This is a genomic window from Variovorax sp. R-27, assembly GCF_049913215.1.
Taxonomy (GTDB): Bacteria; Pseudomonadota; Gammaproteobacteria; order Burkholderiales; family Burkholderiaceae_C; genus Variovorax.
Map to the genome: position 1 here is coordinate 2,113,506 of NZ_CP183984.1, position 24,307 is coordinate 2,137,812.

Here is a 24,307-nt window from a genome sequence, read left to right on the forward strand (position 1 = left end):
GTCCGCCGTTCATCGTTTGTCCGTGCGCGGTGCAGCACGGCCTCTCGGTGTGACGTCGACCTCCTGTGCGGCGAATCGCACATCCACGTCGCCATCGAGCCACAGAATGACCAGCCTGCTGGTGCGCAGCATCACCCGTGCCGGGGCTCGTCCTGTTGGATCGGCATTGGTGCTCAGCGTTGTCCGCGTGCTGTTGTGGATGAGGTCCGGGTCGTTGGTTGCGGCTGGCATGGCGTGGGATGTGTTCATGGCTACGCAGTCTCGGCATGGCCGCGTGGAAGCACCAGCAAGACGGGCTGCAGGTTCTTGCACCGGCCGCAACCGAATGCACGGTGCTGGAACCTGGTGCACGTCGCTGCAGGGAGCTGCAACGTGACCGTCGAGCCTCCGGAAGACCGCGCACGCAAGATCGTGTCGAGCATCCTCAAGGCGACCCAGCGCGACGCCTCTCAGACCGCGATTGCCGCGGCCATGGGCGTGAGCGAGTCCACCGTCTCTCGTCTGCTCAGCGATCACCTGGACAAGCTGGCGCTGGTGATGGCACATGCAGGCCTGCGCGTCGTCGGCCAAGACATGCGGTGCTTCCCGCCCGACTACGTCGATGCGCTGCTGCTGATGGCCAAGCAGCACCTGAGCGCTGTGCAGACCGTCCGCACCTTGGAGTGGGACTGATGCGCGCGCCGATTAACCGCGTGATCTACGTCGCGCACTTTCTCTACTACCTGCGCATCCATCGCTCCTGGTCGAGCGCGCTGTGGTGCATGGCCCATGAGGGCAGAGCTTGGAGTCCCCGATGAACTACCAGCAGCATCCGCTTTCTGCGGCGTTCCCTGCCATGAGCGAAGGCGACTATGCGTCGTTGATCGACAGCATCACCAACATCGGCGTACAGAACCCGATCACCCTCTACGAGGGCATGGTGCTGGATGGCTGGAATCGCTACCGCGCAGCCATGGAGCTTGGCTACGACTGCCCGCACGTTGATCTCGGCGATGTGGATCCGCGCGACTTCGTGCTCGCGCAGAACAAGGCGCGTCGGCATGTCACCGCGGCACAACTTGCGATGGCCACTGCATCGGTTTATCAGTGGAAACCGGCCCATCGGGAAAAAGGTCACACTGAATGTGACCTTCCTGCGAAGACGAACTCCGAGCTTGCGGAAATCGCTGGCGTTCACCCGAACACCATCACCCAAGCCAAGTCCGTGCAGACCAACGCCGTGCCCGAGGTACAGGAAGCTGTGCGAAGCGGTCAGCTCGGGCTTCCGAAAGCCGCGGAGATCGCGAAGCTGCCGAGAGCTGAGCAGGCGGCGGCCATCAAGCAACCCGTGCGTCGCGTCTTCCGAGGAAAGCCGAAGAAGGGGCCGCGCGCAGATGTCATCCGCGCCGAGTTGAAGGCTGCCGGTGCAAAGCAGGATGCCACCGAAGCGCAGTCCAAACTTCGGGCGCTTGAGGAAGAGACGCAGGCGCTGCGCGGTCAACTCGAAGATGTTCAAGCGGACATTGCCTGGGTCGGGCAGATCATGGATGCGGGCGATCCCCTCGCTGCAGCTCTGAAAGACGCAAAGGCACAGCGAGAACTGGCGCGAGGTCTGCAAGCGCGCATCGACAGCATGATGACGGAGATCTCGGAACTGAAGCGCTCCGTCAAGCACTGGCAGAAGAAGGCGGAGCAGCCTGCATGAGCGCGCTTTTCGATGTGGCCCTGCAAGGCTTTCCGGAGCCGCGCGATTTTCAGCGAAGCGCGATGATCAAGATCGCTGAGGGTGTGCTGGCTGGTCACAAGAACCAGATGCTCATGGCTCCCACTGGAGCCGGCAAGACATACCTGGGCTTGCGGGTTGCGCACAAGGCGCTCAAGCAGGGCAAGCGCGCTACGTTTCTGTGCGACCGCATTACCCTGATCGATCAGACCAGCATGCGAGCCGACGAATACGGCTTGTGCGCCCATGGGGTCATCCAAGGTCGGCACCCGCGCGAAGACTGGTCACAACGCCTTCAGATCGCCAGTGTCCAGACCGTCGCGAGCCAAGGCTGGCCCGATACCGACGTACTGATCGTGGACGAGGCTCATACCCAGCACGGCACTTGGGTGGAATACGCCAAGACGTGCGCCGCGCGAGTCATCGGGTTGTCGGCCACTCCGTTCGCGAAGGGCCTGGGCACAGTCTTCTCGAATCTGATCAACGCCGCAACGATGAACGATCTGACGCAGTCGGGAGTTCTGGTTCCGATGCGCGTTCTGTCCTACAGGCGCCCGGACATGACCGGCGCGAAAGTTGACCAGGCCGGTGAGTGGCAGAAGTCAGAGGCCGAGGTGCGCGGCATGGAGATCATTGGCGACGTGGTGGCCGAGTGGCTGCGCCACGGGGAAGGGCGCAAGACGATCATCTTCGGCGCCACCATTGCGCACTGCGAGGAACTCTGCCGCCAGTTCAATCAGGCCGGCATCCTTGCGGCAACCTACACGACCGATACGCCCGACTCCGAGCGGCCGGGGCTGCTGCGCGAGTTCCGAAAGCCTGATCCGCTGATCCGCGTGCTGATCTCGGTGGAGGCCTTGGCCAAGGGGTTCGACGTACCGGATGTCGGCTGTGTTGTCGATTGCAGGCCGTTGCGCAAGTCGCTCTCCACCGCGATCCAGATGTGGGGGCGTGGCTTGCGATCATCGCCAGAGACTGGGAAGCAGGACTGCATCCTGCTGGACCACAGCGGCAACATCACTCGCTTCGCTGACGATTACACGGACATCTTCTTCAACGGCCTTGCATCGCTTGACCAGGGGGAGAAGCTCGACAAGAAGATCCGCAAAGACGAGGTCGATGAGAAGGTGCGCACGGGGTGCCCTGACTGCGGCTACAAGCCATTCCGTCAGCGCTGCATGGCCTGTGGCTTCGAGATCGTCGAGAAATCCTTGATTGCCCACGAGGCAGGCGAAATGCACGAGGTCGTGCTCGGCAAGAAGAAGCTCGCCGACGACAAACTGCATCTCTGGAACCAACTCTGCGCTTTTGCTCGAGGCAAGGAAAAGATCACGCGCAAGAGCGGTTTCGCGAAGCTGAAGTTCAAGGAGTGGACCGGCGACTGGCCTCCGCATGAGTACTCCTTCGACGGAGCGCCCGATGTTGAGATCACCGATGCGGTCAAGAGCCGAATCAAGTCCGAGGACATCCGTCGCGCGCATCGGAGGTCCGCTTGAGCTTCATCGACTTTGCTCGATCGTATGGCGTCGAGATCGACCCCGCGAAGCTACGGCCGAGCGACAAGATCCAGCGATGCGGCACGACCGAGAAGCCGCGCAGCAAGAACGGCGCATACCTCTGGGATGGTCAAAGCGGATGGGTGTATGCATGGGATGCCGACGCGCAGGTCCATTGGTACAACGATCCCGAGGCGAAGCCCTTCACCGAAGAGGAAAAGAAGGCATGGCGAGCACGGCGCGATGCCCTGCGAGCTGCGACCGAGCAGGGATACCTGAATGCCGCAAGGAAGGCTGCTGAACTGCTGGCCTCCACCAAGCCTGGGCCACACGACTATCTCTATCGCAAGGGCCTGCCGAACGCGCAGGGGCTGTGCTTGCCAGATGGCGGGCTACTCGTGCCCATGCGCGATTTCAGCACCAACGAACTGCGAGGCGTTCAGATCATCCGTTGGACTGACAGCGAGAGCGAGCCTGGCGTCAATCGTTGGCGCAAGAAGATGTCTTACGGCATGCAGGCGCGCGGCGCGGTTCTGCGCCTGGGGCCGCGCACAGGCGAGCACATCTTCTGCGAAGGCTATGCAACGGGTCTATCGATCGAACTGGCAGTGCGGCAGATGCGGCTCAATGCTGCAGTGCTGGTCTGCTTCAGCGACTCGAACATGGTTCACGTCGCAGGCCTCGCCAAGGGTGGCCGGCGCTACGTGTTCGCCGACAACGACAAGAGCGGGGCAGGCGAGAGAGCTGCGAAGGAAACGGGTCTGCCGTACTGCATGAGCCCGACTCTGGGTGAGGACGCCAACGACCTACACAAACGCGAGGGGCTGCTGGCCGTGTGCTCGTTGCTGATGCAAGTGCGCCGACAGGAGGCTGCCATGACGTAGGCGCCGAATCGTCAAAGCACCTTGCTGGTCGGAGCACCTATAACGGCAGCAGCAAGGGAAGAGCGGGGAACTGTGAGGAAGTTCTGAGACACCCCGGCAGGCGGCGAAGGCAGCACCTGTGAACGAGAAGGCTACCGGGTCATGCAACGCGACGGGTCAGTCGGTTCATGTGAAGGCCCCCTCTAAGGAGGCTGGGTCTGTCCGCTCGGGATCAGTCTGTACTTGTAGAGGCAGTGTCTTAGTTAACAGGAGGTTCTCCAATGAGCATGAAGGAATTCGAGCAGTACCTGAAGGCGTCGGACTTCTTCGCCGACACCATGAACGCGCACCGAGCGGCCACAGCCGAGGTGATTGCAGGTTTCGCCGGCCTGCTCAAAAAGCGAGGCCAACTCACGGACGCCGAGATGAAGGAGTTGCTGCGCCGCATGGAGGACGCGACAGGAAGACCGTCGATCGACAGCAGTAGGCGCAACCTAGCGGCGCGGATCGGCGACAGCTTGAAAGGCCGCGCATGAACGTGATCGAGCGCTACGCCAGCGCGGTTCGTTCGACGAACCTGGAGATCAACGAGCGCACGACCCGCTCGGACTCGGACGTGCTGGGAGCGATGGGGCTCGCTGCCCGTGAGTTCCCATTGGCCGTGGCGCTGCAGCGACTGTTCCTGGGTGACAGCACCGCGGCGCGCGAACTGGTCGAGATCCTGGCTGACGACGCATGGCGGCAGGCGAGGGCGATGAAGGTGAAGCTCAACCGGGTTCAGGCCTACGACCTGGCGCAGGGCTGCGTCGCCTGGCACCGCAATCCGACCTGCGACAACTGTGGAGGGCATGGTGCGACAGTCATCCCGGGCAGCACAACGCTGGGTGTGAAGTGCAAGCCCTGCAAGGGCACCGGGCGCACTTCGTTGGCCAAGCTGTTCAAGGAGCACGCTGAGATCGCTGACTGGCTCGTGGCCCACATGGAGAAGCACCAGGCGATGGCCGGACCAGAGGCGATGAAGCAGATTGCGGGCTATCTGGATCTGAAGATCGCTGCAGCCGAGGCGGCAAAGTAAAAACAATTTACACGGCCGCCGTTTCCGCTTTAAAATGGCGTGGCCTGTACAAATCCCGGGTGAGCCGGGAACAATAAGAGCAGCTCAACCCTTGATGGCGGAGCTTTTTCTTCAGGTTCGCAACCCGCCTCGCGCAAGCTCGGCGGGTTTTTCATTTGGATGACTTATTTCTTCTCTTGGAAGTCATCGAGCCGCATTGGCGCTTTGATTGTTTGATCGAAAAGAGGCCCTTTGCCTCCTGCAAACGTGAGCGTGACGGTGTTTTCCATCGTGCCTGTTGTTTGATTTGAGAAATTCAGCTTGAGCGGCGTATCGAGCGGCAGGGAGGTCTCAGCGCCGATACCTGATACACGCTCAGTCGAGACTTTCAGGACCACTTCGATCTTTGTTAGAGGCAACTGAGAAACGGGATTCTCGGCATTTACCTGCTTAAAGTCCTCTCTGAGTTGATGAATGACTGAAGCAAGCGGCACACTGGACGGGTGCTGCGGAAGTGCGCAACCGGTTATTGCCAGCAGAATGCTCCCGGAACAAATGGCGGTGACGCGCATGAGAACCTCCAATGGTGGAAAAACGGGTGCCGATCGCTCATTGTGAAAAGTACGTACCTAAAGCTGGGTTTTCGCTCATCTTCCGGTGCGATATTGATCGGGACGGGGTTCAAAAACCAACGTAAGCCGTCAACAGTGGGACGTATGGCACAGGACCCTTCGTCGCTTTTTCACGCGCGTCTAGGTCGAGCACAACCATCATGTCTTTAGACGAATCGAAATCGCTCGCCACCCAAAGATGCCGAACCACGCTGTCGGCTGTCGAGTTGGCTTCGAAGGCATAGAAGGATGTGGTTTCATCCCAAACCCTTCCCGGGCCACCTGCGAAAGTAACGACGGCTTGGACGAAGGATTCATATCGGGCCTGATAGCTCGCGTCAGCGGCGATCCGAAAGGTCAGAATGAAGTGAGCCATAGATGCGCGCCCTTAAGAGATGAGTTGTCAGCTGAACTCTGGAAGAAATCCTATTTGACAACCGTGAGCGTTGGCTCAGCGGCAAGGCCAAGTACGATTTGCAGCCCTTCGAAATCTTCGCCGTAAGTCCAAATGCGTTCGACAACGACGAACAAGGCTGTCGATCCGGGAAATTGAACAAAGTCTCCGACTTGCGAACAAGGCCCTATCTGGCGTGGGTACTGATCTCCTTTCGGGGCTTCTCCCAAAGCTGAGCGAGCCTCCTGCAGAAATGAGATGTTGAAGTTGTAGTTGAAGGGTTGGTTGTTCATTGCAAGAGCGCTTTTTTCTTCAGGACTGCACTTCATAAACTGGCGTGATGACTGTCGTCTGCTTTAAGAGGGAGACACAGTGCAGGCAAGCGTCCTTGCTGGTATAGGACTCTCCCGAAGCAAGAATTTCATGATTCGCGGCTTTCAGCCGCCAGCGCCATTGAAAACCTGAGCGATAGATCTCGAAGTACATCGGAGCCTCCTCACATGGATGAATGCGCGCACATGGATGGGTGGAGGCCCAAACCGAATACGCAGCCGAATACACCCACCGAGGTTGCCGATGGGCTCTTAACTTCTTCGCAATCGATGATGAAGATGCGAGGAGGAAACTCGAAAGCATCCAGCGTTCTGCGGTGCTATTCGGAGCCATCGCTGCCCGGATTCAGGCTAACTGAACGCGCCGATGGTAATCACGAGCAACCGACAGGGGCATCCCCAATTCGAGTGATGGTGCTCACTCCGCCTTGTGCGCATCAACGGGATCGAGCCGTACAGTGGAATAGTTGACCCCTTCTTCTTTCTGGAAGGTCATTTTGTACTCAATAGCACCGGCTTGGCCTTGGCCGTCGATGAACGACAGGGTTACGCGAGACTCCTCGAACGGCGGTATGACAGGGAGCGCGAACTCGAAGCGAACGGACTCTCCAGTCTTAAGCAACAGGATCGACTCAGGTCTGAACTGAAGGTCGCTTCTGTCAGATGTCAGATTTACATCGGAGCAGGTCTGACCGAAGTTCGAGAAGTGCAAACGATGGGTGCTTTCGAAGCCGCTGTGCATTCCGCCCGCGGTAACCTTGAATTTGGGCATCGCTGCTGATCGAATTCTTTCTTGCTCATCAGCGAAAACCTTCATTTGATGCTCGATAGCTTCACGATCCGAGTGGTACTGATCGCGAGCGACCTTGACGAGTTCTCGTTGTTGTTCGACCGAGTGAGCTAGCTCCTCTGCCTGCAGGTGCAATGCATCACTATTGAGCCTTAGCTCGATGCCCTGCTGGAAGTAGCCAAGAACGAGCCATAGGATGGCCAGAGGCCCAAACGCCCCGGCCAGGAGGTCTCCGAACTCGTTGAGCTTTAGTCCAAACAGTTCGTCCCAGCGCCGATGCAGGACGTATGTGAGTCCTAGGCTATAGACGACTGAGATGACGATACCGATCCTGGTGTAGTTTTTTCCCATGTTCCTTCTCCTTGTTTCTGGAGTATGCCGTGGTGGAAAAAAGGAAACACATGGGCCTCCCAACGCTTAAGCCGCGGTTGGCTGCAGCCCGACTGACCCGCACTCCAGTGCTGCAGACCAAGGCTGGCACGGTGGAACGCCAGCGCGGCCGGGCATGGATGGCAACCCGGGAGCGCGTGGCCCAGCGTCACGGCTACCGCTGCGCCAAGTGCGGCGCGGTCTGGGTGTCGAACCGGGATCACATCGACCACATCGTCGAGCTGGCAGACGGCGGCACGAACGACGACAGCAACCTGCAGCCTCTGTGCGATGTCCCGTGCCACAAGGCCAAGACGGAGGCAGAGGCGAAGGCAAGGGCGAGAGGCTACTGAGGTCGAGATCGTGCAGCCACGGCCCGCCTGATGCGGCGCAGGGGCGGCGACGAGGGGGAGGGGGCGTCGAAAGCCTGCCGACCCGATGTGCCGGAAACCACCAGGTTCCTCACGCGCAAAACACGCCCCGGAATCAAAAGGAAATCAAATGGCAGGTGTCAAAGGACGCAGCGGTGGTGCCCGTCCGGGCGCCGGCCGCAAGCCGAAAACCGTGGACCCGGCAACCACCGAAGACTCGAAAGAGTTCCTGACGATGGCCATGCAGGGGCTTTTGGACCCGAGCCCGGCTCAGTTGAAGGCCGCAATCGCGCTGCTGGGCGTCCAGCATGCCAAGAAGACTGAAGCGCCCAAGCCGGCGGTGCCTGAGCGCCTCGCTGGTGGCAAGTACGCGGTGCGGCAGGGCCCGCGCCTGGTCGCGAGCAAGTAACCCGTGGAGTGGTCCACCGCCTGCGTCGATTGGGAACGCAGGATCGTGGCGCGCGAGAGCCTCATCACCTCGCCGCCGCTCTTCAAGGCGCAAGCGGATGAGGCGTGGGATGTTTTCGGCGGCCTGGTCCTGGTAGATGTGGCTGGTCAGCCGACCATGCGCGAAGCCTGCCTGCCCTGGGTGAAGGATTGGGTACGCGCGATCTTCGGATCCTATGACGCCGACCAAGGGCGCCGGCTGATCAATGAGTTCTTCTTCATGGTCAGCAAGAAGAACATGAAATCGACCGCCGCGGCGGGGATCATGCTGACGGCGCTGGTGTTGAACTGGCGCCCGTCGGCGGAACTGCTGATCCTGTCGCCAACCAAGGAGATTGCGGACAACAGCTACAAGCCGATCCGCGACATGATCAAGGCGGACGACGACTTGGCGGCCATGCTGAAGGTGCAGGACTACTTCCGCACCATCACCCACCGTGACAACGCGGCGACGCTGAAGGTGGTGGCCGCAGACAGTGACACGGTTTCGGGCAAGAAGGCCTCGTTCGTCTTCGTTGACGAGCTGCACGAGTTCGGCAAGCAGGCCAAGGCCTCGAACATGCTGCTGGAGGCCACGGGTGGTCTGACATCGCGGCCCGATGGGTTCGTGATCTACGCCACCACACAGTCGGCCGAGCCGCCGGCCGGAGTGTTCAAGGACAAACTGAGCTACGCGCGAAAGGTGCGCGATGGGCTCATCAAGGATCCGCGCTTCCTGCCGGTGATCTACGAGTTCCCGCAGTCCATGCTGGATGCGGGGGCGCACAAGGATCTGGCGAATGCCTACGTGACGAACCCGAACTGGGGTGCGTCGGTGGACATCGCGCGCATCACGCAACTGCACAGCCAGGCGCTGGAGGGAGGCGAGAAGGACTTCAAGGAGTTCCTGGCCAAGCACCTGAACGTCGAGATCGGCATGAACCTGCGGTCCGACCGTTGGGCTGGTGCCGATTTCTGGGTGCCACGAGCCGAGGTTCCTGGTCTGACCCTCGAGCAACTGCTCGACGAGTGCGAAGTGGTGGACATGGGAATCGACGGCGGTGGTCTGGACGACTTGCTCGGCGCCGCGGTGGCCGGCCGGCGCAGGAAGGCCGAGGAATTCCTGATTCCGGAGCATTTCGACGAGGAAGCGAAAGTCGTCGTGCCGGCCAAGACGGTTCTGCGCAAGCGTTGGCTCCTGTGGACCCGTGCGTGGGCGCATCCCTCGGTGCTCGAACGGCGCAAGGAGATTGCCCCGCGCTTGCAGGACTTCGCCAAGGATGGCGACCTGATCCTGGTGAGCGCGATCGGTGAAGACGTGGCGGGAGTGGCTGATGTCGCCGCTCAGTGCGAGGCATCGGGTCTGCTGGACAAGATCGGCTGCGACCCGGCGGGGCTGGGCGGCATCCTGGATGCCCTTGTGGAGGCCGAGGTGCCTGAAGAGAAGGTGATTGGAATCAGCCAGGGCTGGAAGATGACCGGCGCGATCAAGACGACCGAACGAAAACTCGCCGAGGGCGCGCTGATCCATGGCGGTCAGCCCCTGATGGCCTGGTCGGTCGGCAACGCGAAGGTCGAGCCGAAGGGCAACGCCATCGTGATCACGAAGCAGGCCTCCGGCACCGCAAAGATCGACCCGCTGATGGCCACGTTCAACGCAGTGACGCTTCTGTCGCTCAACCCCGAGGCGCGAGGCAACTCCGTCTACGAAACCCGGGGCATCCGCTTCCTGTAAGGACCGACTGAATGAAGATTCTCGACTTCTTCCGGCGCTCGAATGCGTCGGAGGTGCAGTCGCGTCCGCGCGCGGAGGCCTCGCAGGGGCATCAGTTCAGCGGCCTCGACGATCCGGCGCTGTTGGAGTACATCCGCGGCGGAACCACGGCCGGCGTGGATACGGCCCGTGACCGCAGCCTTCGGAACATGGCGGTGCTGCGTTGCGTGACGCTGATCTCCGAATCGATCGGCATGCTGCCGGTGAATCTGCAGAGCAGCGACGACAAGAAGCAGGTGCAAAGCGACAACCCGGCGCACCGGCTGCTGAAATACAAGCCGAACGACTGGCAGACGCCCATCGAGTTCAAGAGCCTCTTGCAACTGCGGGCCCTGCTCGACGGGCAGTCCTTCGCGCGCGTGATCTGGTCGGGCAGCCGGCCGATCCGCTTGATCCCGATGGATCGTGGTTCGACCAAGCCGCGTCTGAATGGCGCTTGGCAGATGCAGTACGACTACACGACGCCGGACGGCAATCAGATCACCCTGCCGGCGAAAGAGGTGTTCCACCTGCGCGATCTCTCGCTCGACGGGATCAACGGCATCTCGCGTGTCAAGCTGGGTCGCGATGCGTTGGAGCTGGCCGAGCAGGCGGAACGCGCGGCGTCGCGGACGTTCAAGACCGGTGTCATGGCGGGCGGGGCCATCGAAGTTCCGAAGGAGCTTTCCGAGAACGCCTACAACCGGATGAAGTCGTCGCTCGACACCGACTACACGGGCGCGGAGAACGCCGGCCGCTGGATGCTGCTGGAGGAGAACGCGAAGGCCAACAAGTTCGCCAGCACGGCGTCCGAGTCGCAGCAGATCGAGAACCGGAACCACCAGATCGAGGAAGCCGCGCGCATGTACGGCGTGCCCAGGCCGCTTCTGATGATGGATGACACGAGCTGGGGCAGCGGCATCCAGCAGTTGGCGATCTTCTTCATCCAGTACGGGCTATCGCATTGGTTCGTGTCCTGGGAGCAGGCAGCCGCACGCTGCCTTCTTCCCGAGGAGCAACTCGGACGCCTGCAATACAAGTTCAACGAAGGCGCGCTGCTGCGCGGCACGCTGGCCGACCAGGCTGCCTTCTTCTCCAAGGCGCTCGGCGCCGGCGGCCAAGCGCCCTGGATGTCGCAGAACGAAGTGCGTGAGCTGTCCGACCTCCCGAAATCTGCCGACCCGCAAACCGACGCACTGCGCAACCCGATGACCCAGCCGGGCAAGCCGGCATCAAGGAACAACGATGAGCCTCCTGAACCTGCCTGAGATCCGGGCCGATCACCGCCTGGGCGTTGCACAGTTCGACGTTCGCCCCGATGCGCTCGAGCGCTGGCAGCCGGAGGTGCGCGCCGCAACGGAAGGCGATGCCTCGATCTCGATCTACGACGCCATTGGTGAGTCGTGGGACGGGCAGGGCTTCACGGCCAAGCGCATGAGCGCGGCACTGCGCAGCATCGGCGCCCGAGACGTGACGGTCAACGTCAATTCGCCCGGCGGCGACTTCTTCGAGGGTGTCGCCATCTACAACATGCTGCGCGAGCACAAGGCCAAGGTCACGGTGCGTGTGATGGGCCTTGCTGCTTCGGCGGCGTCCGTGATCGCGATGGCCGGCGACGAAATCCTGATGGGTGACGGCGCGTTCCTGATGGTTCACAACGCATGGGCCGTCGCCATCGGCAACCGCCACGATATGGCCGACGCGGCCGCGCGACTGGCACCGTTCGACGACGCGATGGCGCAGGTCTATGCCTCGCGCACCGGCCTGTCGAAGGCCGAGACCGCCACTTTGATGGACAAGGAAACCTGGATCAGCGCGGCGCAAGCGGTCGATGACGGCTTTGCCACTGGCCTGATCGAGCGTTCCGACATCACCCAAGACACCAAGGCGCAGGGCGGCAAGAAGGCCCTCGCGCTGATCGAAGCGTCGATGGCGCGTGCGGGGCATTCCCGAACCGCTCGCCGTGATGCCTTCAAGTCCCTTTTCACTGGCACGCCGGGCGCTGCCTCTGAAGCCGCCATGCCGGGCGCTGGCGAAACCGCAGCCTTGCTGCTTTCTCTCACCAACTCCCTCAAGGTCTAACCATGAAACGCACTCTCATCTCTCTCGCGGCTGTTGCCGCACTCTCCGTCCTGGCCGCCGGTGCCGCCTATGCGTCCGCCGTCGATGCGGTCGCTGCCAAGGCTTCCGCGAATCCCGTCCCGCGCGGCCTCATTGCCGTTCGCGCAGACGGCGGCCCTCCGGGTGACATCAAGGCCACGGTCGAAGCACTCAACAGGGCCTTCGCCACCTTCAAGGAGGAGCACACCAAGCAGCTCGAAGACATCAAGAAGGGCAACGCCGATGCGCTGCAGGCCCTGAAAGTCGAGAACATCAACGCGGACATCGCCCGCTTGCAGAGGGAGGTTGACGACACCAATGTGAAGTTGGCAGCGGCCCAGATGGGCGCAGGGACCGGCGGCAAGGCCGTGGCGGATGCCGAGTACACCGGTGCGTTCCGCGCGCACTTCAAGAAGGGCGATGTCCAGGCGGCGCTCAACAAGGGCGCGGACGGCGAAGGCGGCTACCTCGCCCCGGTGGAGTGGGATCGCACCATCACCGACAAGCTCGTGCTCGTCTCTTCGATGCGTCAGCTGGCCACCGTGCAGCCGGTGTCGGGGGCTGGCCTGACCAAGCTGTTCAACCTGGGCGGCACCGCATCGGGCTGGGTTGGCGAGACCGCGGCGCGTCCGCAGACTGCTACCGGCACCTTCGCTTCGCTCGGCTTCGGCTGGGGCGAGATCTATGCGAACCCGGCGGCCACCCAGCAGATCCTCGACGACTCGGCCATCAACCTCGAAGCCTGGCTTGCGGGCGAGGTGGAGACCGAGTTCTCCAAGCAAGAGGGCGCCGCATTCTTCTCCGGCGACGGCACGAACAAGCCGTTCGGCATCCTCACCTATGTCACCGGCGGCGCCAACGCAGCGAAGCATCCTTTCGGCGCGATCAAGACCGTGAACAGCGGCGCAGCGGCTGCGATCACCTCGGACGGGATCGTTGACCTCATCTACGACCTGCCTTCGGCATTCACCGCGAACGCTGGATTTGCGATGAACCGCAAGTCGCAGGGCACGATCCGCAAGCTGAAAGACGGTCAGGGCAACTACCTCTGGCAGCCGTCCTATGTGGCCGGCCAGCCCGCCACCCTGGCCGGCTTTCCGATCACCGAGGTGCCGGACATGCCCGACATCGCCGCCAATTCGGTGCCGGCCCTGTTCGGTGACTTCAAGCGCACCTATACGGTGTACGACCGTGTCGGCGTGCGCGTCCTGCGCGACCCGTTCACTGCGAAGCCCTACGTGCTGTTCTACACGACCAAGCGTGTTGGTGGCGGCGTTCACAACCCGGAGCCGATGCGTGCGCTGAAGATCTCGGCGTAAGCAGGGGGACACTATGAAGCTAAGCAAGCCGTTCAAGGGTGTCCCCGACGGGGAGATTTACCCGGTCGAGTACCAGGCGGGCGACGAATGTCCGCCGGAACTCGAAGCTGGTGCGCGTGAGCTCGACGCCTTGGAGCAGGGCGACGACAAGCAGCCCAAGGCGAAGGGCAAGGGCTGACCATGCCCGTCATCACGCTCGATCAGGCTCGTGCGCACCTGCGCGTGGGTGCCACGTACCCGCAGGAGCAGATCGGGCCGTACATGGCGGGTGCGGAAGACCATGCCTCGCAGTATCTGAACCGAGTCATCTACGCCGATTCCGATGCGATGAACACCGCAATCGAGGCGCTGCCCGCATCGTTGACCGCCGCACGCGTTGCCTACGAAGAGGCCATCGCTGCGGCGGCGCTGATCGAGAACGCCAGCGATCGCCGCGACGCCGTGCACATCGCGGAGTCGCTACTTCGTGCTGCCCGGGCGGGCACGGCGCGGGCGCTCAATGGCATCGTCGTCAATCCGAGCATCATCTCGGCGGTGCTGCTGATCCTGGGGCATCTGTTCGAAAGCCGGGAAGACGTGGTGATCGCCGCGACCGCGGTTGAACTCCCGCACGGCGCTCGCGCGCTGCTTCGCCCCTACCGCCGGGTGATGATGCCGTGAGAGCCGGCACGCTCAAGGACTGGATCGCCATCCAGCAGGCCGGCACGGTGCAGGACGAGCTCGGTCAGCCGATTCCTGGGTGGCCTGTGCTCGATTCGGTGTGGGCGGACATACGCTTTCTGTCGGGGCTCGAATCCGCGCGCGCAGATTCGCCCGTGAGCATCGTCAAGGCCAGCATTCGCATCCGCCGGCGCACGGACGTGCTCGCGAGCATGCGTGTCGTGGACGACGAAGGCCGGATCTACGACATCAAGGCCGTCCTGCCGAACAAGCAAAGCCGCCAGTACATCGACCTGGTCTGCGAGACGGGTGCCAACAATGGCTAACGGTCGAGGCAACCCGGACGGGAGTGCTTTTCACATCGGCTTCGACACGTCGGGCGCCGATGCATGGCTGGACGGCATCCAGCGAGCCACAGAGGAATCGATTCGCCCCGCTGCCCAAGCAGGGGCCGAAGAACTCTACCTTGAAGCCCGACTGAGGGTGCCGCAGTCCGCGGAGCCGCATTACTTCTACGGCAAGAACAGCAAGTCAACGGGAGTCCGCTACTACTTCGAGCCCGGCAGCCTGCGCAACGCGATCTACCAGGTCTATTCGAAGGACAACAGCGGAAAGGCGAGGGCGACGTATCACATCGCGTGGAATCACCAGAAGGTGCCTTATGGCTTCATGGTCGAGTTCGGTACGAGTCGGGCTCCGGCACACCCGTTTCTGCGCCCGGCCTACGCGGCGCGTCGTGACTTCGCGATGGAAGTGGCTCGAGCCTATCTAGTCCAGGAAGTGAAGAAGGCGATATGACGGTCGAGGCAGATCTTCACAACGTGCTCGCCGCCCTGGTTGACGGCCGTGCATATCCCGATGTCGCGCCGGAAGACGCCGTGACGCCCTACATCGTGTACCAACAGGTCGGCGGCACACCGATCGCATTCGTCGAGCGCGCCTTGCCTTCGAAGAAGAACGGTCGTTTTCAGGCCGCAGTGTGGGCTGCGACGCGCAAGGAGGCCGCAGCAATCGGCCTGCAGATCGAGAACGCGATGCTGCTCGCAACCGAATTCCAGGTCGAGGTCGTCGGCGGCCAGATCGCCGACTACGACTCCGAGACAAAGCTGCGCGGCTCGCGCCAGGACTTCAGCATCTGGTCCGACCGATAGACCGCAACCTTTTCCAACCCGGCCCGCCTCGCAGCGGGCTTTTTTCTGCCCGCTCCGGGCTCTGCAACCACCGGCATCGCCCGGATTTCCTCTGAAAGGCCATCACCATGAGTGCATCGCTCCCTAACGGCACGATCTTCTCGCTCGCCGCCAGCTACGCCGCTGCGATTCCGTTCACCATCTTGAGCAATGCCGCGCCCCCGCAGGCGACAGCAACTGCCCACGGCCTGACCAACGGCGACATCCTGGAGGTGACCTCGGGCTGGCCGCTGCTGAATGACCGTCCCGCACGCGTCGCCGGTTCGACCGCGAACACCTTCAACCTCGAAGGCCACGACTCCACTGATCTGACGCGCTTCCCTGCGGGCAGTGGCCTTGGCTCGGTGCGCAAGGTACTGACCTGGCAACAGATCTCGCAGGTGATGCAGAACGCATCGTCCGGCGGCGAACAGCAGTCGGTCGAGTGGGTCTACCTGGAAGACGGCATCGAGCGCAGCAAGAACACCTTCAGGAAGGCCAAGGTGCTGACGCTCACGCTCGCCGACGACGCTGCGCAGGCCTGGAACGCCGTGCTGCTGGCCGCCGACCAGGACGGCAAGAACCGCATCCTGCGCGCCCAACTGCCGAGCGGTGGTTCGATCTACTACAACGTCAACGTCGGTTTCGACCCCGAGCCGAAGCTGGATGCCAACCAGATCATGACCGTGACTGCGACCTTCCGCAGCCAAGGCCGCTTCATCCGCTACGCGAACTGATATGGCACGAATCAGCCTCAACCCCAACCCGACCTTCAAGGCGATGGTCGAGATCTGCCGGCCAGGCCTCGAAGCCGAGAAGGTCGAAATCACGTTCAAGCATCGCACCCGCGATGAAATGGACGAGTTCATCAAGCAGATGGCCGAGATGTCGATCGAAGACCAGGTGATGGCTGTGGCCACCGGCTGGGAACTGGTCGATCCGTTCAACCTGGAGAACGTGAAGCTGCTCGCGCAGAACTACATCACGGCGCCCATGGCGATCCGCGACAAGTACATCAGCGAGCTCATCAAGGCCAAAGAAAAAAACTGATCGAGCTGGCCAGGGCCATCTATACGCCCGACCCGACGCCGTATGAAGCGGCCGAGCTCGGGCTGACGGTAGAGGAGGCCAGCTTTTCGGTGGAATGTTGGCCCGAGCACCAAGCTGCCCTGTCGGTTTTCTACAAGCTAACCACTCAGTGGCGCACCGGCTTTGCCGGCGCAACTGGGCTGGACTATGGGGCGCTGCCGACGGTCTTCCGGCTGGCCGGTGTGCCTCGGGCGGACTGGTCGGCTCTCTTCGAAGACATCCGCGTCATGGAGCGCGGGGCGCTTCACTACATGCGCGAGCGGAACTCGCAATAGCCACCTTCGGGTGGCTTCTCTTTTTCTGGGATACCGATGGCCGATCTAACCGCACAGATGGTGTTCACGGCCGACGCGTCAGGCGTTGAGGCCGGTGTTGGCCAAGCCAAGCGCTCGCTCGCCGACCTGGGCGTGACCGCCGCCAAGGAAGGCAAGAAGGCGGCCGAGGGCGTTGCTGCCATCGGCGAAGGCAGCCAGCAGGCTGCGGCCAAGGTCGACACCAACACCAGGAACCTGATCAGCTCCATCCAGCGAGCGACCGCCGCGGCTGAGGCTGGCAAGAAGTCGGGTTCAGAGTTCTACGCTGCGCTGGCCAACCAGCGGGGTGTCAGCACCGAGGTGCTGAAGCCATACCTGGCGCAACTCGATCAGGCGCTCGCCAAGCAGAAGGCTGCCCAGGAGGCGTTGAACGCGACGGCGCCGGCACTCGGCAGGGTAGGCGTGTCGGCTGCGCAAACCGCCGCCGCGCTTCGTGGCGTGCCGGCGCAGTTCACCGACATCGTCACCAGCCTGCAGGGCGGTCAAGCGCCGTTGACGGTGTTCCTGCAGCAGGGTGGCCAGCTGAAGGACATGTTCGGCGGCATCGGGCCCGCAGCCAAGGCTCTTGGCGGCTATGTGCTCGGCCTTATCAACCCGTTCACTGTGGCTGCAGCCGCTGCCGGCGCATTGGCGCTGGCCTACTACCAGGGCAGCCAGGAGGCAATTGCGTACAACAGGGCGCTGATCCTCACGGGCAACTACGCGGGGCAGACTGCAGGGCAGTTGCAGGAGATGGCCAAGGAGGTGGCCGGCACCACCAGCACGCAGGGCAAGGCGGCCGAGGCGCTTGCAGCACTGGCAAGTACTGGTCGCGTGACGGGCGATGCCCTGAAGCAGGCAGCCGAGGCGGTCGTGGGGGTGAACCGCGTTCTGGGGACTTCGGTCAAAGACGCGGTCGATCAGTACATCAAGCTCGGCGACGAGCCCACGAAGGCGTCGGCCAAGCTGAACGAGTCGATGCACTACCTGACCCAATCGACCTATGAGCGGATCAAGGCGCTGGAGGATCAGGGGCGAAAGGAAGAGGCCGCGGCTCTGGCTCAGTCGAGCTATGCGTCTGCGATGAAGCAGCGTACCGGTCAGGTGACCGAGAACCTCGGCAGCATCGAGCGCGCGTGGAAAGCCGTGACGCTCGCCGCCAGCCAGGGCTGGGACGCGATCCTCGGCGTCGGGCGCAGCGCCACGATGCAGGTGCAGCTCGCGGAAGTGCAGCGCAAGATCACTGAGGCGCAGAAAGCGTCCAGCGGCAACAGCGTCACTGCGTCGTTCTACGAACCGCTGCTGAAGCGCCTCAATACGCAGCAGGCTGTGATGCAGGCCGCTATCGGCTTCGAGAACGGGTTCGCGAAGATGGCCTCCGAGCGCGCCAAGGCGGAACAAGCAGGTGCCGATGCGACCGACGATGTCAACAAGTGGCAGGACAAGGCCAAGGGCGTCGATGCGGTCACGCGCGAACTGAAGAAGTACCGCGACGGGCTGGAGGCCATCCGAAAGGTCAACCCGGGCAGCGAACTGCTGACGCCCGATGCGATCAAGGCGGGCGAGGCGGCGATTCGGAAGGAGTTCGCCGGCAGCAAGGGGCCGAAGGAGAAGGCCTTCCAGGACGATGCGGCCACCAAGATGCTGGAGACCCTGCGGCAGACGGAAGCGGCGCTGAAGGATCAGCTCGACGGCGAGCTCAAGATCACCGATACGCAGAAGAAGCAGGTCGAGTTCCAGCAACTGATCGCCGACCTGAAGGGCAAGAAGATCCTCACGGCGGAGCAGCAGAGCCTGCTCGCGAACAAGGATGCGATCGAAGAGCAGCTCAAGAAGAACGTCGCGCTGTCCAACCAGCTCGAGTTCGAAAAGAAGATTGCCGAGATCACCAAGAAATCGGCCGAGGACGCGAAGCAGTTCCGCCAGCAAATGGACGCGATCAATGTGTCGATCACGGGTGGACAGGATTCTCGGAATGAGCAGAGTGACCGCAGTCTTGCCGCATTCGGCCTTGGTGATCGGGCCCGGCAGGAAGTTGAGGCGCAGCGCTCGATTCGGGCGGAGTTTCAGCGCTATCTGACCAGCGCGAACAAGGAGGCCGGCAAGACCGGTCAACTGGGTTCGCCGGCATATCAGGAGGAAGTCGCGCGCATCAAGAAGGCGCTCGACGACGCACTGGCTGCGCAGTCCAACTACTTCGATGCGCTGAAGTCCAAAGAGACGGATTGGCAGAACGGCGCCACGACAGCGCTTGCCAACTACACAGACGCAATTCGCAACGTGGCCGCCACGACCGAGCGCGCATTCACGGATGGATTCAAGGGGGCCGAGGATGCGCTGGTGCAGTTCGTGACCACTGGCAAGCTGAGTGTCAGCAGCCTGGCGAACTCCGTCATTGCGGATCTCGCCCGCATCGCGGTTCAGCAGACCATCACCGGGCCCCTTGCGAAAGGGCTGCTCAGTGCTCTGAACGGGCCGGGAGGTGGATCGGCACTCAGCGGGGACGCCGGCTACCTCAATCAGATCGGTCTTTCCGGAAGCTCTGGACTCGCGATCACGGGGGGCGGCATGGACTGGAGCAAGCTCTTCAGCAGTGTCGGTGGATGGTTCAGCGGCTTGAAGTTCGCGGAGGGCGGTGTTCCTCCGGTTGGCAAGGCGAGCTTGGTCGGCGAGAACGGCCCCGAGATGTTCGTGCCGAGTGTGCCGGGCGCCATCATTCCGAACCACGCCCTCAACGGTAGTGCTGGCGGCGGAACCACCGTCTACAACCTGACGGTCGGCGATGTGGCGACGAAAAGCATGGTCGTTGAAGCCATGCAGACCGTGCAACGGCAGACGGCGGCACGGTACGGCCGTAGCCGCAGCTACGGGGGCGACGCATGACACTTCTTGCGCTTCCGAGCAGCTTTCGGCCTGAGTCATTCTCAATGAGGCTGGAGACGGTACAACGCGCGTTTGCGTCACCGTTCGGCGGCAGCGAACAGGTGGTCGATCTGTTGAACGACCGCTGGACGATTTCGCTCACGCTGCCGCGTGGCACGCAAGAAAACGCAGCCAGGAACGAGGCATTTCTCAACGCACTGCGCGGCCAGACCAACACCGTGGCGTTGTATCACTGGGTGCGCAAGCAGCCGCTTGGCACGATGCGCGGCAGCCCGGTTGCCGGCGCCGCCTCCATTGGTGCGGACTCAATCTTGATTGGCACACCTGCCGGGTCAACACTGCTCGCCGGCGACTTGATCGGAGTGGGCGGCATGCTGCTGATGGTTCGCGAGGATTGCGTGGCCGATGGAGTAGGCCTTGTCGTCCCCTTGGTCAACCGTCTGCGCGTCGCGCTGGTGGGCGGTGAGTCGGTGATCTGGGAGCGGCCCACAGTGCCCTTTCGCAAGGTCGCGAAGCCTGCCTTTCAATACTTCTTCGGATATGCGGAAGGCGTTTCCCTGGACTTCGTCGAGGCCATCGGATGAGATCGCTGTCGCCTGAATCCCTTGCGGCCCTTAGTGCGCCGGTGATCCGGATAGCCCAACTGGTCTACCTCGACTTCCCAGGTCTGCCGGTGGCGCTCACCTCGGCAAACTATGACATTGGGTACGCCGGCATCACCTACGTGGGGGCATCGGGACTCGGAGCGATCAGTCAGATCGACGACTCACCCGGCGAGATCAAGGGCTTGCAGCTGCAGATGGCCGGCGTGAAGAGCGAGTTCCTCGCACTGGCGCTATCGGATGCGAGCGTGGTTCAGGGCGCCCCTGTAACGATCCGACTCGCCATCCTGAACGATGCCGGCGGTGTGGTCGATGCCCCGATCGACTGGACCGGCTACGTTGACACCATGCCGCTCGAGTCGGATGGCGAGACCTGCACGATCACGCTCACCGCTGAGAGCGCGGCGGTGGATCTGTTGCGCGGCGCCGCGCTGACCAACAGCAACGCCGACCAGCAGTACCTGTACCCCGGTGACCGGGCATTCGAGTACGTGGTCCCCCAGGCCGATGTTCCCATCGTGTGGCCGACGAAACAGTACTACATCGATAGCCGCTGATGAGACTCAAAGACTGGCAACAGCGCTTTTCCGACTTCGGCAAGGCGCGCGCAAGCATGCCCTTTGCATGGGGATCGAACGACTGCTGCACGTTCGCTGCAGATGCGGTGCACGCCATCACCGGCCGGGACCTTCGTAAGGAATTCCCCGCTTACGAAGGAGCGTTGGGCGCTGCGCGTGCCGTAGAGGAGGGCGGTGGACTGCAGCAGCTCACGACCAGCCTTCTCGGCGAGCCAGTCAGCCCGAAGTTGGCGGCGGTCGGCGACGTGGTCCTGGTGATGAACGCTGGCCGCGAAATGCTGGGCATCTGCAACGGAACCAGCATTGCTGCACCCGGTGAACACGGCGTGGTCATGCTGAACATGGAAACCGCGATCGCGGCCTGGAGCGTCTGATGCCGACCGCAATCGCACAAGGTCTCGTTTATGCATTCGGCGTGACTGCAGCGACCGCGACGGTCATCGCCTATGCCATCAGCATCATCGGCACACTGGCGCTGAGCAGCTACCAGAAACGCAAGGCGGAGCGACTTGCAAGGGCCCAGTTCGATGCGGCGCAGGTCGATCGGCTGGTCAACGTCTCGGGCACCGTGGAGCCGCGCAGGCTCGTGCTCGGCCGTGTTCGTACTGGTGGTCACGTCTTCTTCAAGACCAGCGTCGGGCAGTACAAGGAGCTGTTCATCATGTGCGTGGCCATGGCCTCACATGAGATCGACGCCTACGAGCAGATCTACCTGAATGATCAGCCCGTCGAAATCAACGATGCTGGCCAGGTGATCACGGCGCCCTACGGTCGGGCTGCGAACATTGATGCGAACGAGGTGTTGGGCGGCTCGACCTCAGCCTTGTCGCATACGCCTGTTTTAGATTCGGTCAAAGTGACCCGCGAGTTCTTCGGTGGGATCGGCGTCACGGATGTCACCGAGTTCAGCGTCTCCGGAAATGTGGTGACGATCACCGAAGCCATCATCCCAGGGCAGATTTACAGAGCGTACTACCAGTACTCTGGCTTCAATTCGTTCGTTCGCATCACCAAGCACCTTGGTTCGCCCGGCCAAGCTGCTGACGGTGAGCTCGTGGCGATGCTGGGCGGCGTCTGGACAGAGGCTCATCGCGCCGCCGGCGTTGCCTACCTGGTCTGCCAGTTCGCATACAACGACGGCGCATTGCCGTCCGGCATCCCAACCGTGACAGCGAGGATACGCGGTGCCAAGGTGTACGACCCGCGCACTGGCGTGACGCAGTGGTCGGAGATGCCCCCGCTGCTGATGCGCCACGTCATGATGCATCCTCAGTTCGGCAAGCGGACGGCTATGACCGCAGCGGAGGATGCCCGGATCTCGGCCGCGACGAACGCTTGCGGCCAAGCCGTGAGCTACACAGGCTCCGACTTGGTGAACCTGTACCGAGCCTCGATCGTGGTTCAGTTCGGTTCTCCTGCGCGCGACGTGCTCGACGACCTCGCGCAGTCCATGGCCGGCGAATGGGCATTTGCGGCAGGCGAGTACTTCGTGCGCGCGGGGGTCTACCAGCTCCCCGTCATGAACCTGTACGAGAGCGACCTGGCGACTGTCCAGCGCGGCACAGACGGCTCGACTTCCCAGAACCCGACGACGATCAATCCGCACGTCCCGAGGAACGAGAAGTTCAACACTGTGGCGATCAGGATCTGGGATCAGGCCGCGAACTACAAAGAGACGCCGATCACCCCGTTCAGGGCTGACGCCTTGGTGGCGACCGATGGTGCGGAGATGTCGCAGGAAGTGACCATGGCTGCGGTGTTCTATGCGCCGCAGGCCAACCACATCGCCGGCATCATGCTGCGCGACAGCCGCGACCCGCTGACGGTGACGCTGTCGTTCAAGATGAAGGCCTATGCGCTGGAGTTGTTCGATGGCGTGACGCTGACCATCGCGAACTTCGGATGGAACGCCAAGGAGTTCCGAGTCCTCGGGCGGAAGTTCATCCCGGATGGCCGGATCGAGCTCACCCTGAAGGAAACCACGTCTGCGATCTTCGCCATGGGGGCACCGTTCCTGCCGGGCGGCTACGCCCCGAACACTGGATTGCCCAAGCCCTGGGAGATCTACCCGCCCGTGATTCTCTCGATCAGCAGCGGCGAGAGCGAGCTGATCGTCGCCAACGACGGCACCATCATCAACGGCGTGCGGGTGACCTGGTCGCCGATCCTGGATGCTTCGGTCTACACCGGCGGCACGGTCGAGCTGCGCTATCAGGTACTGCCGAGCGGCCCATGGGTGAGTGTCGAAGTGCCAGGAGACTCCACCGAAGCCAAGTTCGCCGGGGTCGATGACGGCGCCGTGATCCTGGTGAAGGTGCGAGTGAAGAACGGCCTCGCAGCCAGCGACTGGAGCACGCAGGTGATCCACACGGTGATCGGCAAGACGGAGCCGCCGCCGAACGTCGAAAACCTGTCGGTCGCCGGCAATGTGCTGTCATGGTCCCTGCCCCGGCGCGTGCCGGATCTGGCCGGCTTCGTCTTTCGCTTCCACTACACGCAAAACCAGGACTGGAACAGCGCCGCGCCGCTGCATCAGGGCCTTGTGACGGAAAGTCCTTGGGAGCCCGAGATGCGCCCGGGCGGCCTGGTGACGATCATGGTCAAGGCGCAGGACACGAGCGGCAACCAGTCGTTCCTGCCCGGCGTCGTGGTGATGAACCTGGGCGACCCGCCCATCGCCAACGTCGTCGAGGAGTGGGACTACAAGGCGCTGGGATGGCCGGCTGCGGCCGGCGAGCAGATCGGCTGGACGCTGGTGTCAGGCGATCCGACGGCCGACCCGCTCGATTCTTTCTACGGCTCCGACAACCAGGCGTTCTACGGCGGAGACACAGTGCCTCTCTACAAGGCCGAGTCTTATGCGGAGATGGTCTACGTCACCACGCCGCTCCCGATCAACTCAGCGCTCGCCGGCTCGAAGATGACGGTGGTTGCCGATGTGGAGGGCATCGACCTGCGCATCGAGTACCGCCTTGCAGGCCCTGGTGTCTTCTACGGCCCCGACGAGGACTCGATCTATGGCGAGGACAGCGATTCCTTCTATGGGCCACCTGGCGACTGGATGCCATGGCCGGGCCAGATCATCGTCGCGAACGACGTGTACCAGTTTCGCGTGACCCTCGGCGCCGGCGCGACTCGCGGCATTCTGAAGGGGCTGGTGGTCACGGTGGATGCACCCGACATCGAGGAGCAGATCAACGACTTCGCGGTGGCCGCTGGCGGCACGGTGATCCCCCATACGGCCGGGTTCTCGGTGATCAAGAACATCCAGATCACGCTGCAGTCGGGCGTCAGCACCGCAGTCACGGCGGAGGTAACCAAGACGCCGAACCTCTCGCCCAAGGTCACTGCCTACAACTCCTCGCACGCCTCGGTGGGCGGAGCGACGGTGGACATCGTTCTCAAGGGCTACTAGCCCGCACTCTTCGCAACCCGACAGCCCGCCTCGAGCGG

Annotated in this window: 32 protein-coding genes; 26 read left to right on the plus strand and 6 right to left on the minus strand. The window is 62.6% G+C overall.

Going from position 1 to position 24,307, the window contains the following annotated elements; translation table 11 throughout:
• Positions 1–9: 9 nt before the first annotated feature.
• Complete coding sequence (locus ACN9MV_RS09635; RefSeq protein ID WP_426391942.1) at positions 10–231, minus strand: hypothetical protein; 222 nt, start codon at positions 229–231, stop codon at positions 10–12.
• Between the two features lie 141 nt (positions 232–372).
• Between ACN9MV_RS09635 and ACN9MV_RS09640 the strand changes: the two genes are divergently transcribed.
• The 7 genes from ACN9MV_RS09640 to ACN9MV_RS09670 all read left to right on the plus strand — a co-directional run bounded on the left by ACN9MV_RS09640 (position 373) and on the right by ACN9MV_RS09670 (position 5,136).
• The gene (locus tag ACN9MV_RS09640) at positions 373–672 is read left to right on the plus strand and encodes a helix-turn-helix domain-containing protein (RefSeq protein WP_143062545.1); all 300 of its coding nucleotides are present in this window, start codon (positions 373–375) and stop codon (positions 670–672) included.
• Positions 672–797, plus strand: coding sequence for a hypothetical protein (locus tag ACN9MV_RS09645; protein ID WP_426391943.1), 126 nt, complete (start codon positions 672–674; stop codon positions 795–797). Before ACN9MV_RS09640 ends, ACN9MV_RS09645 begins: the two co-directional genes overlap by 1 nt.
• Positions 794–1,684: a ParB/RepB/Spo0J family partition protein gene (locus ACN9MV_RS09650; protein ID WP_426391944.1), complete on the plus strand. Its 891-nt coding sequence runs from the start codon at positions 794–796 to the stop codon at positions 1,682–1,684. Before ACN9MV_RS09645 ends, ACN9MV_RS09650 begins: the two co-directional genes overlap by 4 nt.
• Positions 1,681–3,198 carry a DEAD/DEAH box helicase gene (locus ACN9MV_RS09655; RefSeq protein ID WP_426391945.1) on the plus strand — a complete coding sequence of 506 codons (1,518 nt, stop codon included), beginning with the start codon at positions 1,681–1,683 and terminating at the stop codon, positions 3,196–3,198. The genes ACN9MV_RS09650 and ACN9MV_RS09655 overlap by 4 nt, the downstream gene beginning before the upstream one ends.
• The gene (locus ACN9MV_RS09660; protein WP_426391946.1) at positions 3,195–4,082 is read left to right on the plus strand and encodes a toprim domain-containing protein; all 888 of its coding nucleotides are present in this window, start codon (positions 3,195–3,197) and stop codon (positions 4,080–4,082) included. The genes ACN9MV_RS09655 and ACN9MV_RS09660 overlap by 4 nt, the downstream gene beginning before the upstream one ends.
• A gap of 260 nt (positions 4,083–4,342) precedes the next feature.
• Entirely contained in the window at positions 4,343–4,597 is a 255-nt protein-coding gene (locus tag ACN9MV_RS09665; RefSeq protein WP_426391947.1) for a hypothetical protein, read from the plus strand.
• Positions 4,594–5,136 (plus strand): hypothetical protein, encoded by a 543-nt coding sequence (locus ACN9MV_RS09670; protein WP_426391948.1) that lies wholly within the window; start codon positions 4,594–4,596, stop codon positions 5,134–5,136. Before ACN9MV_RS09665 ends, ACN9MV_RS09670 begins: the two co-directional genes overlap by 4 nt.
• Positions 5,137–5,300: 164 nt before the next feature.
• Here the strand turns inward: ACN9MV_RS09670 and ACN9MV_RS09675 are convergent, their stop codons facing one another.
• From ACN9MV_RS09675 to ACN9MV_RS09695, 5 genes are all read right to left on the minus strand, one after another.
• Positions 5,301–5,687: a hypothetical protein gene (locus ACN9MV_RS09675; RefSeq protein WP_426391949.1), complete on the minus strand. Its 387-nt coding sequence runs from the start codon at positions 5,685–5,687 to the stop codon at positions 5,301–5,303.
• Between the two features lie 109 nt (positions 5,688–5,796).
• The gene (locus ACN9MV_RS09680) at positions 5,797–6,102 is read right to left on the minus strand and encodes a hypothetical protein (protein WP_426391950.1); all 306 of its coding nucleotides are present in this window, start codon (positions 6,100–6,102) and stop codon (positions 5,797–5,799) included.
• A 50-nt stretch (positions 6,103–6,152) separates the two neighbouring features.
• Positions 6,153–6,413 carry a hypothetical protein gene (locus ACN9MV_RS09685; RefSeq protein WP_426391951.1) on the minus strand — a complete coding sequence of 87 codons (261 nt, stop codon included), beginning with the start codon at positions 6,411–6,413 and terminating at the stop codon, positions 6,153–6,155.
• A gap of 19 nt (positions 6,414–6,432) precedes the next feature.
• Positions 6,433–6,606 (minus strand): YegP family protein, encoded by a 174-nt coding sequence (locus ACN9MV_RS09690; protein WP_426391952.1) that lies wholly within the window; start codon positions 6,604–6,606, stop codon positions 6,433–6,435.
• Between the two features lie 264 nt (positions 6,607–6,870).
• Positions 6,871–7,593, minus strand: a complete 723-nt coding sequence (locus tag ACN9MV_RS09695) for a hypothetical protein (protein WP_426391953.1) — start codon at positions 7,591–7,593, stop codon at positions 6,871–6,873.
• A 77-nt stretch (positions 7,594–7,670) separates the two neighbouring features.
• Here ACN9MV_RS09695 and ACN9MV_RS09700 point away from each other — a divergent pair, with 77 nt between their 5' ends.
• The 19 genes from ACN9MV_RS09700 to ACN9MV_RS09790 all read left to right on the plus strand — a co-directional run bounded on the left by ACN9MV_RS09700 (position 7,671) and on the right by ACN9MV_RS09790 (position 24,269).
• On the plus strand, positions 7,671–7,964 hold the full coding sequence (locus ACN9MV_RS09700) for an HNH endonuclease (RefSeq protein ID WP_426391954.1): 294 nt from the start codon (positions 7,671–7,673) through the stop codon (positions 7,962–7,964).
• Between the two features lie 148 nt (positions 7,965–8,112).
• Entirely contained in the window at positions 8,113–8,391 is a 279-nt protein-coding gene (locus ACN9MV_RS09705) for a hypothetical protein (protein ID WP_426391955.1), read from the plus strand.
• Between the two features lie 3 nt (positions 8,392–8,394).
• Entirely contained in the window at positions 8,395–10,143 is a 1,749-nt protein-coding gene (locus ACN9MV_RS09710) for a terminase large subunit (RefSeq protein ID WP_426391956.1), read from the plus strand.
• 11 nt (positions 10,144–10,154) lie between these two features.
• Positions 10,155–11,429: a phage portal protein gene (locus tag ACN9MV_RS09715; RefSeq protein WP_426391957.1), complete on the plus strand. Its 1,275-nt coding sequence runs from the start codon at positions 10,155–10,157 to the stop codon at positions 11,427–11,429.
• Positions 11,407–12,243 (plus strand): head maturation protease, ClpP-related, encoded by an 837-nt coding sequence (locus ACN9MV_RS09720; protein WP_426391958.1) that lies wholly within the window; start codon positions 11,407–11,409, stop codon positions 12,241–12,243. Before ACN9MV_RS09715 ends, ACN9MV_RS09720 begins: the two co-directional genes overlap by 23 nt.
• Before the next feature lie 2 nt (positions 12,244–12,245).
• A complete protein-coding gene (locus ACN9MV_RS09725) occupies positions 12,246–13,580 on the plus strand; it encodes a phage major capsid protein (RefSeq protein WP_426391959.1) in 1,335 nt (444 codons plus the stop codon).
• Between the two features lie 13 nt (positions 13,581–13,593).
• The gene (locus tag ACN9MV_RS09730) at positions 13,594–13,758 is read left to right on the plus strand and encodes a hypothetical protein (RefSeq protein ID WP_258349649.1); all 165 of its coding nucleotides are present in this window, start codon (positions 13,594–13,596) and stop codon (positions 13,756–13,758) included.
• 2 nt (positions 13,759–13,760) lie between these two features.
• On the plus strand, positions 13,761–14,240 hold the full coding sequence (locus ACN9MV_RS09735; protein ID WP_426391960.1) for a head-tail connector protein: 480 nt from the start codon (positions 13,761–13,763) through the stop codon (positions 14,238–14,240).
• Positions 14,237–14,566 (plus strand): phage head closure protein, encoded by a 330-nt coding sequence (locus ACN9MV_RS09740; protein ID WP_093073498.1) that lies wholly within the window; start codon positions 14,237–14,239, stop codon positions 14,564–14,566. The genes ACN9MV_RS09735 and ACN9MV_RS09740 overlap by 4 nt, the downstream gene beginning before the upstream one ends.
• A complete protein-coding gene (locus ACN9MV_RS09745) occupies positions 14,559–15,038 on the plus strand; it encodes a hypothetical protein (RefSeq protein WP_258349646.1) in 480 nt (159 codons plus the stop codon). The genes ACN9MV_RS09740 and ACN9MV_RS09745 overlap by 8 nt, the downstream gene beginning before the upstream one ends.
• Positions 15,035–15,391, plus strand: coding sequence for a tail completion protein gp17 (gene gp17 / locus ACN9MV_RS09750; RefSeq protein ID WP_426391962.1), 357 nt, complete (start codon positions 15,035–15,037; stop codon positions 15,389–15,391). The genes ACN9MV_RS09745 and gp17 overlap by 4 nt, the downstream gene beginning before the upstream one ends.
• Before the next feature lie 107 nt (positions 15,392–15,498).
• Positions 15,499–16,146 (plus strand): phage tail protein, encoded by a 648-nt coding sequence (locus ACN9MV_RS09755; RefSeq protein WP_093073504.1) that lies wholly within the window; start codon positions 15,499–15,501, stop codon positions 16,144–16,146.
• Position 16,147: 1 nt separating this feature from the next.
• Positions 16,148–16,459 (plus strand): phage tail assembly chaperone, encoded by a 312-nt coding sequence (locus ACN9MV_RS09760; RefSeq protein ID WP_426391964.1) that lies wholly within the window; start codon positions 16,148–16,150, stop codon positions 16,457–16,459.
• An 89-nt stretch (positions 16,460–16,548) separates the two neighbouring features.
• Positions 16,549–16,773 carry a DUF1799 domain-containing protein gene (locus ACN9MV_RS09765; protein ID WP_426391965.1) on the plus strand — a complete coding sequence of 75 codons (225 nt, stop codon included), beginning with the start codon at positions 16,549–16,551 and terminating at the stop codon, positions 16,771–16,773.
• A 36-nt stretch (positions 16,774–16,809) separates the two neighbouring features.
• Entirely contained in the window at positions 16,810–19,674 is a 2,865-nt protein-coding gene (locus ACN9MV_RS09770) for a phage tail tape measure protein (RefSeq protein ID WP_426391967.1), read from the plus strand.
• 44 nt (positions 19,675–19,718) lie between these two features.
• Positions 19,719–20,258, plus strand: a complete 540-nt coding sequence (locus ACN9MV_RS09775; protein ID WP_426391969.1) for a hypothetical protein — start codon at positions 19,719–19,721, stop codon at positions 20,256–20,258.
• Positions 20,255–20,833: a hypothetical protein gene (locus ACN9MV_RS09780; RefSeq protein WP_426391971.1), complete on the plus strand. Its 579-nt coding sequence runs from the start codon at positions 20,255–20,257 to the stop codon at positions 20,831–20,833. The genes ACN9MV_RS09775 and ACN9MV_RS09780 overlap by 4 nt, the downstream gene beginning before the upstream one ends.
• Positions 20,833–21,228 carry a DUF6950 family protein gene (locus tag ACN9MV_RS09785; protein WP_426391973.1) on the plus strand — a complete coding sequence of 132 codons (396 nt, stop codon included), beginning with the start codon at positions 20,833–20,835 and terminating at the stop codon, positions 21,226–21,228. Before ACN9MV_RS09780 ends, ACN9MV_RS09785 begins: the two co-directional genes overlap by 1 nt.
• Positions 21,228–24,269, plus strand: coding sequence for a phage tail protein (locus ACN9MV_RS09790; RefSeq protein WP_426391974.1), 3,042 nt, complete (start codon positions 21,228–21,230; stop codon positions 24,267–24,269). Before ACN9MV_RS09785 ends, ACN9MV_RS09790 begins: the two co-directional genes overlap by 1 nt.
• The last annotated feature ends 38 nt before the right edge of the window (positions 24,270–24,307 follow it).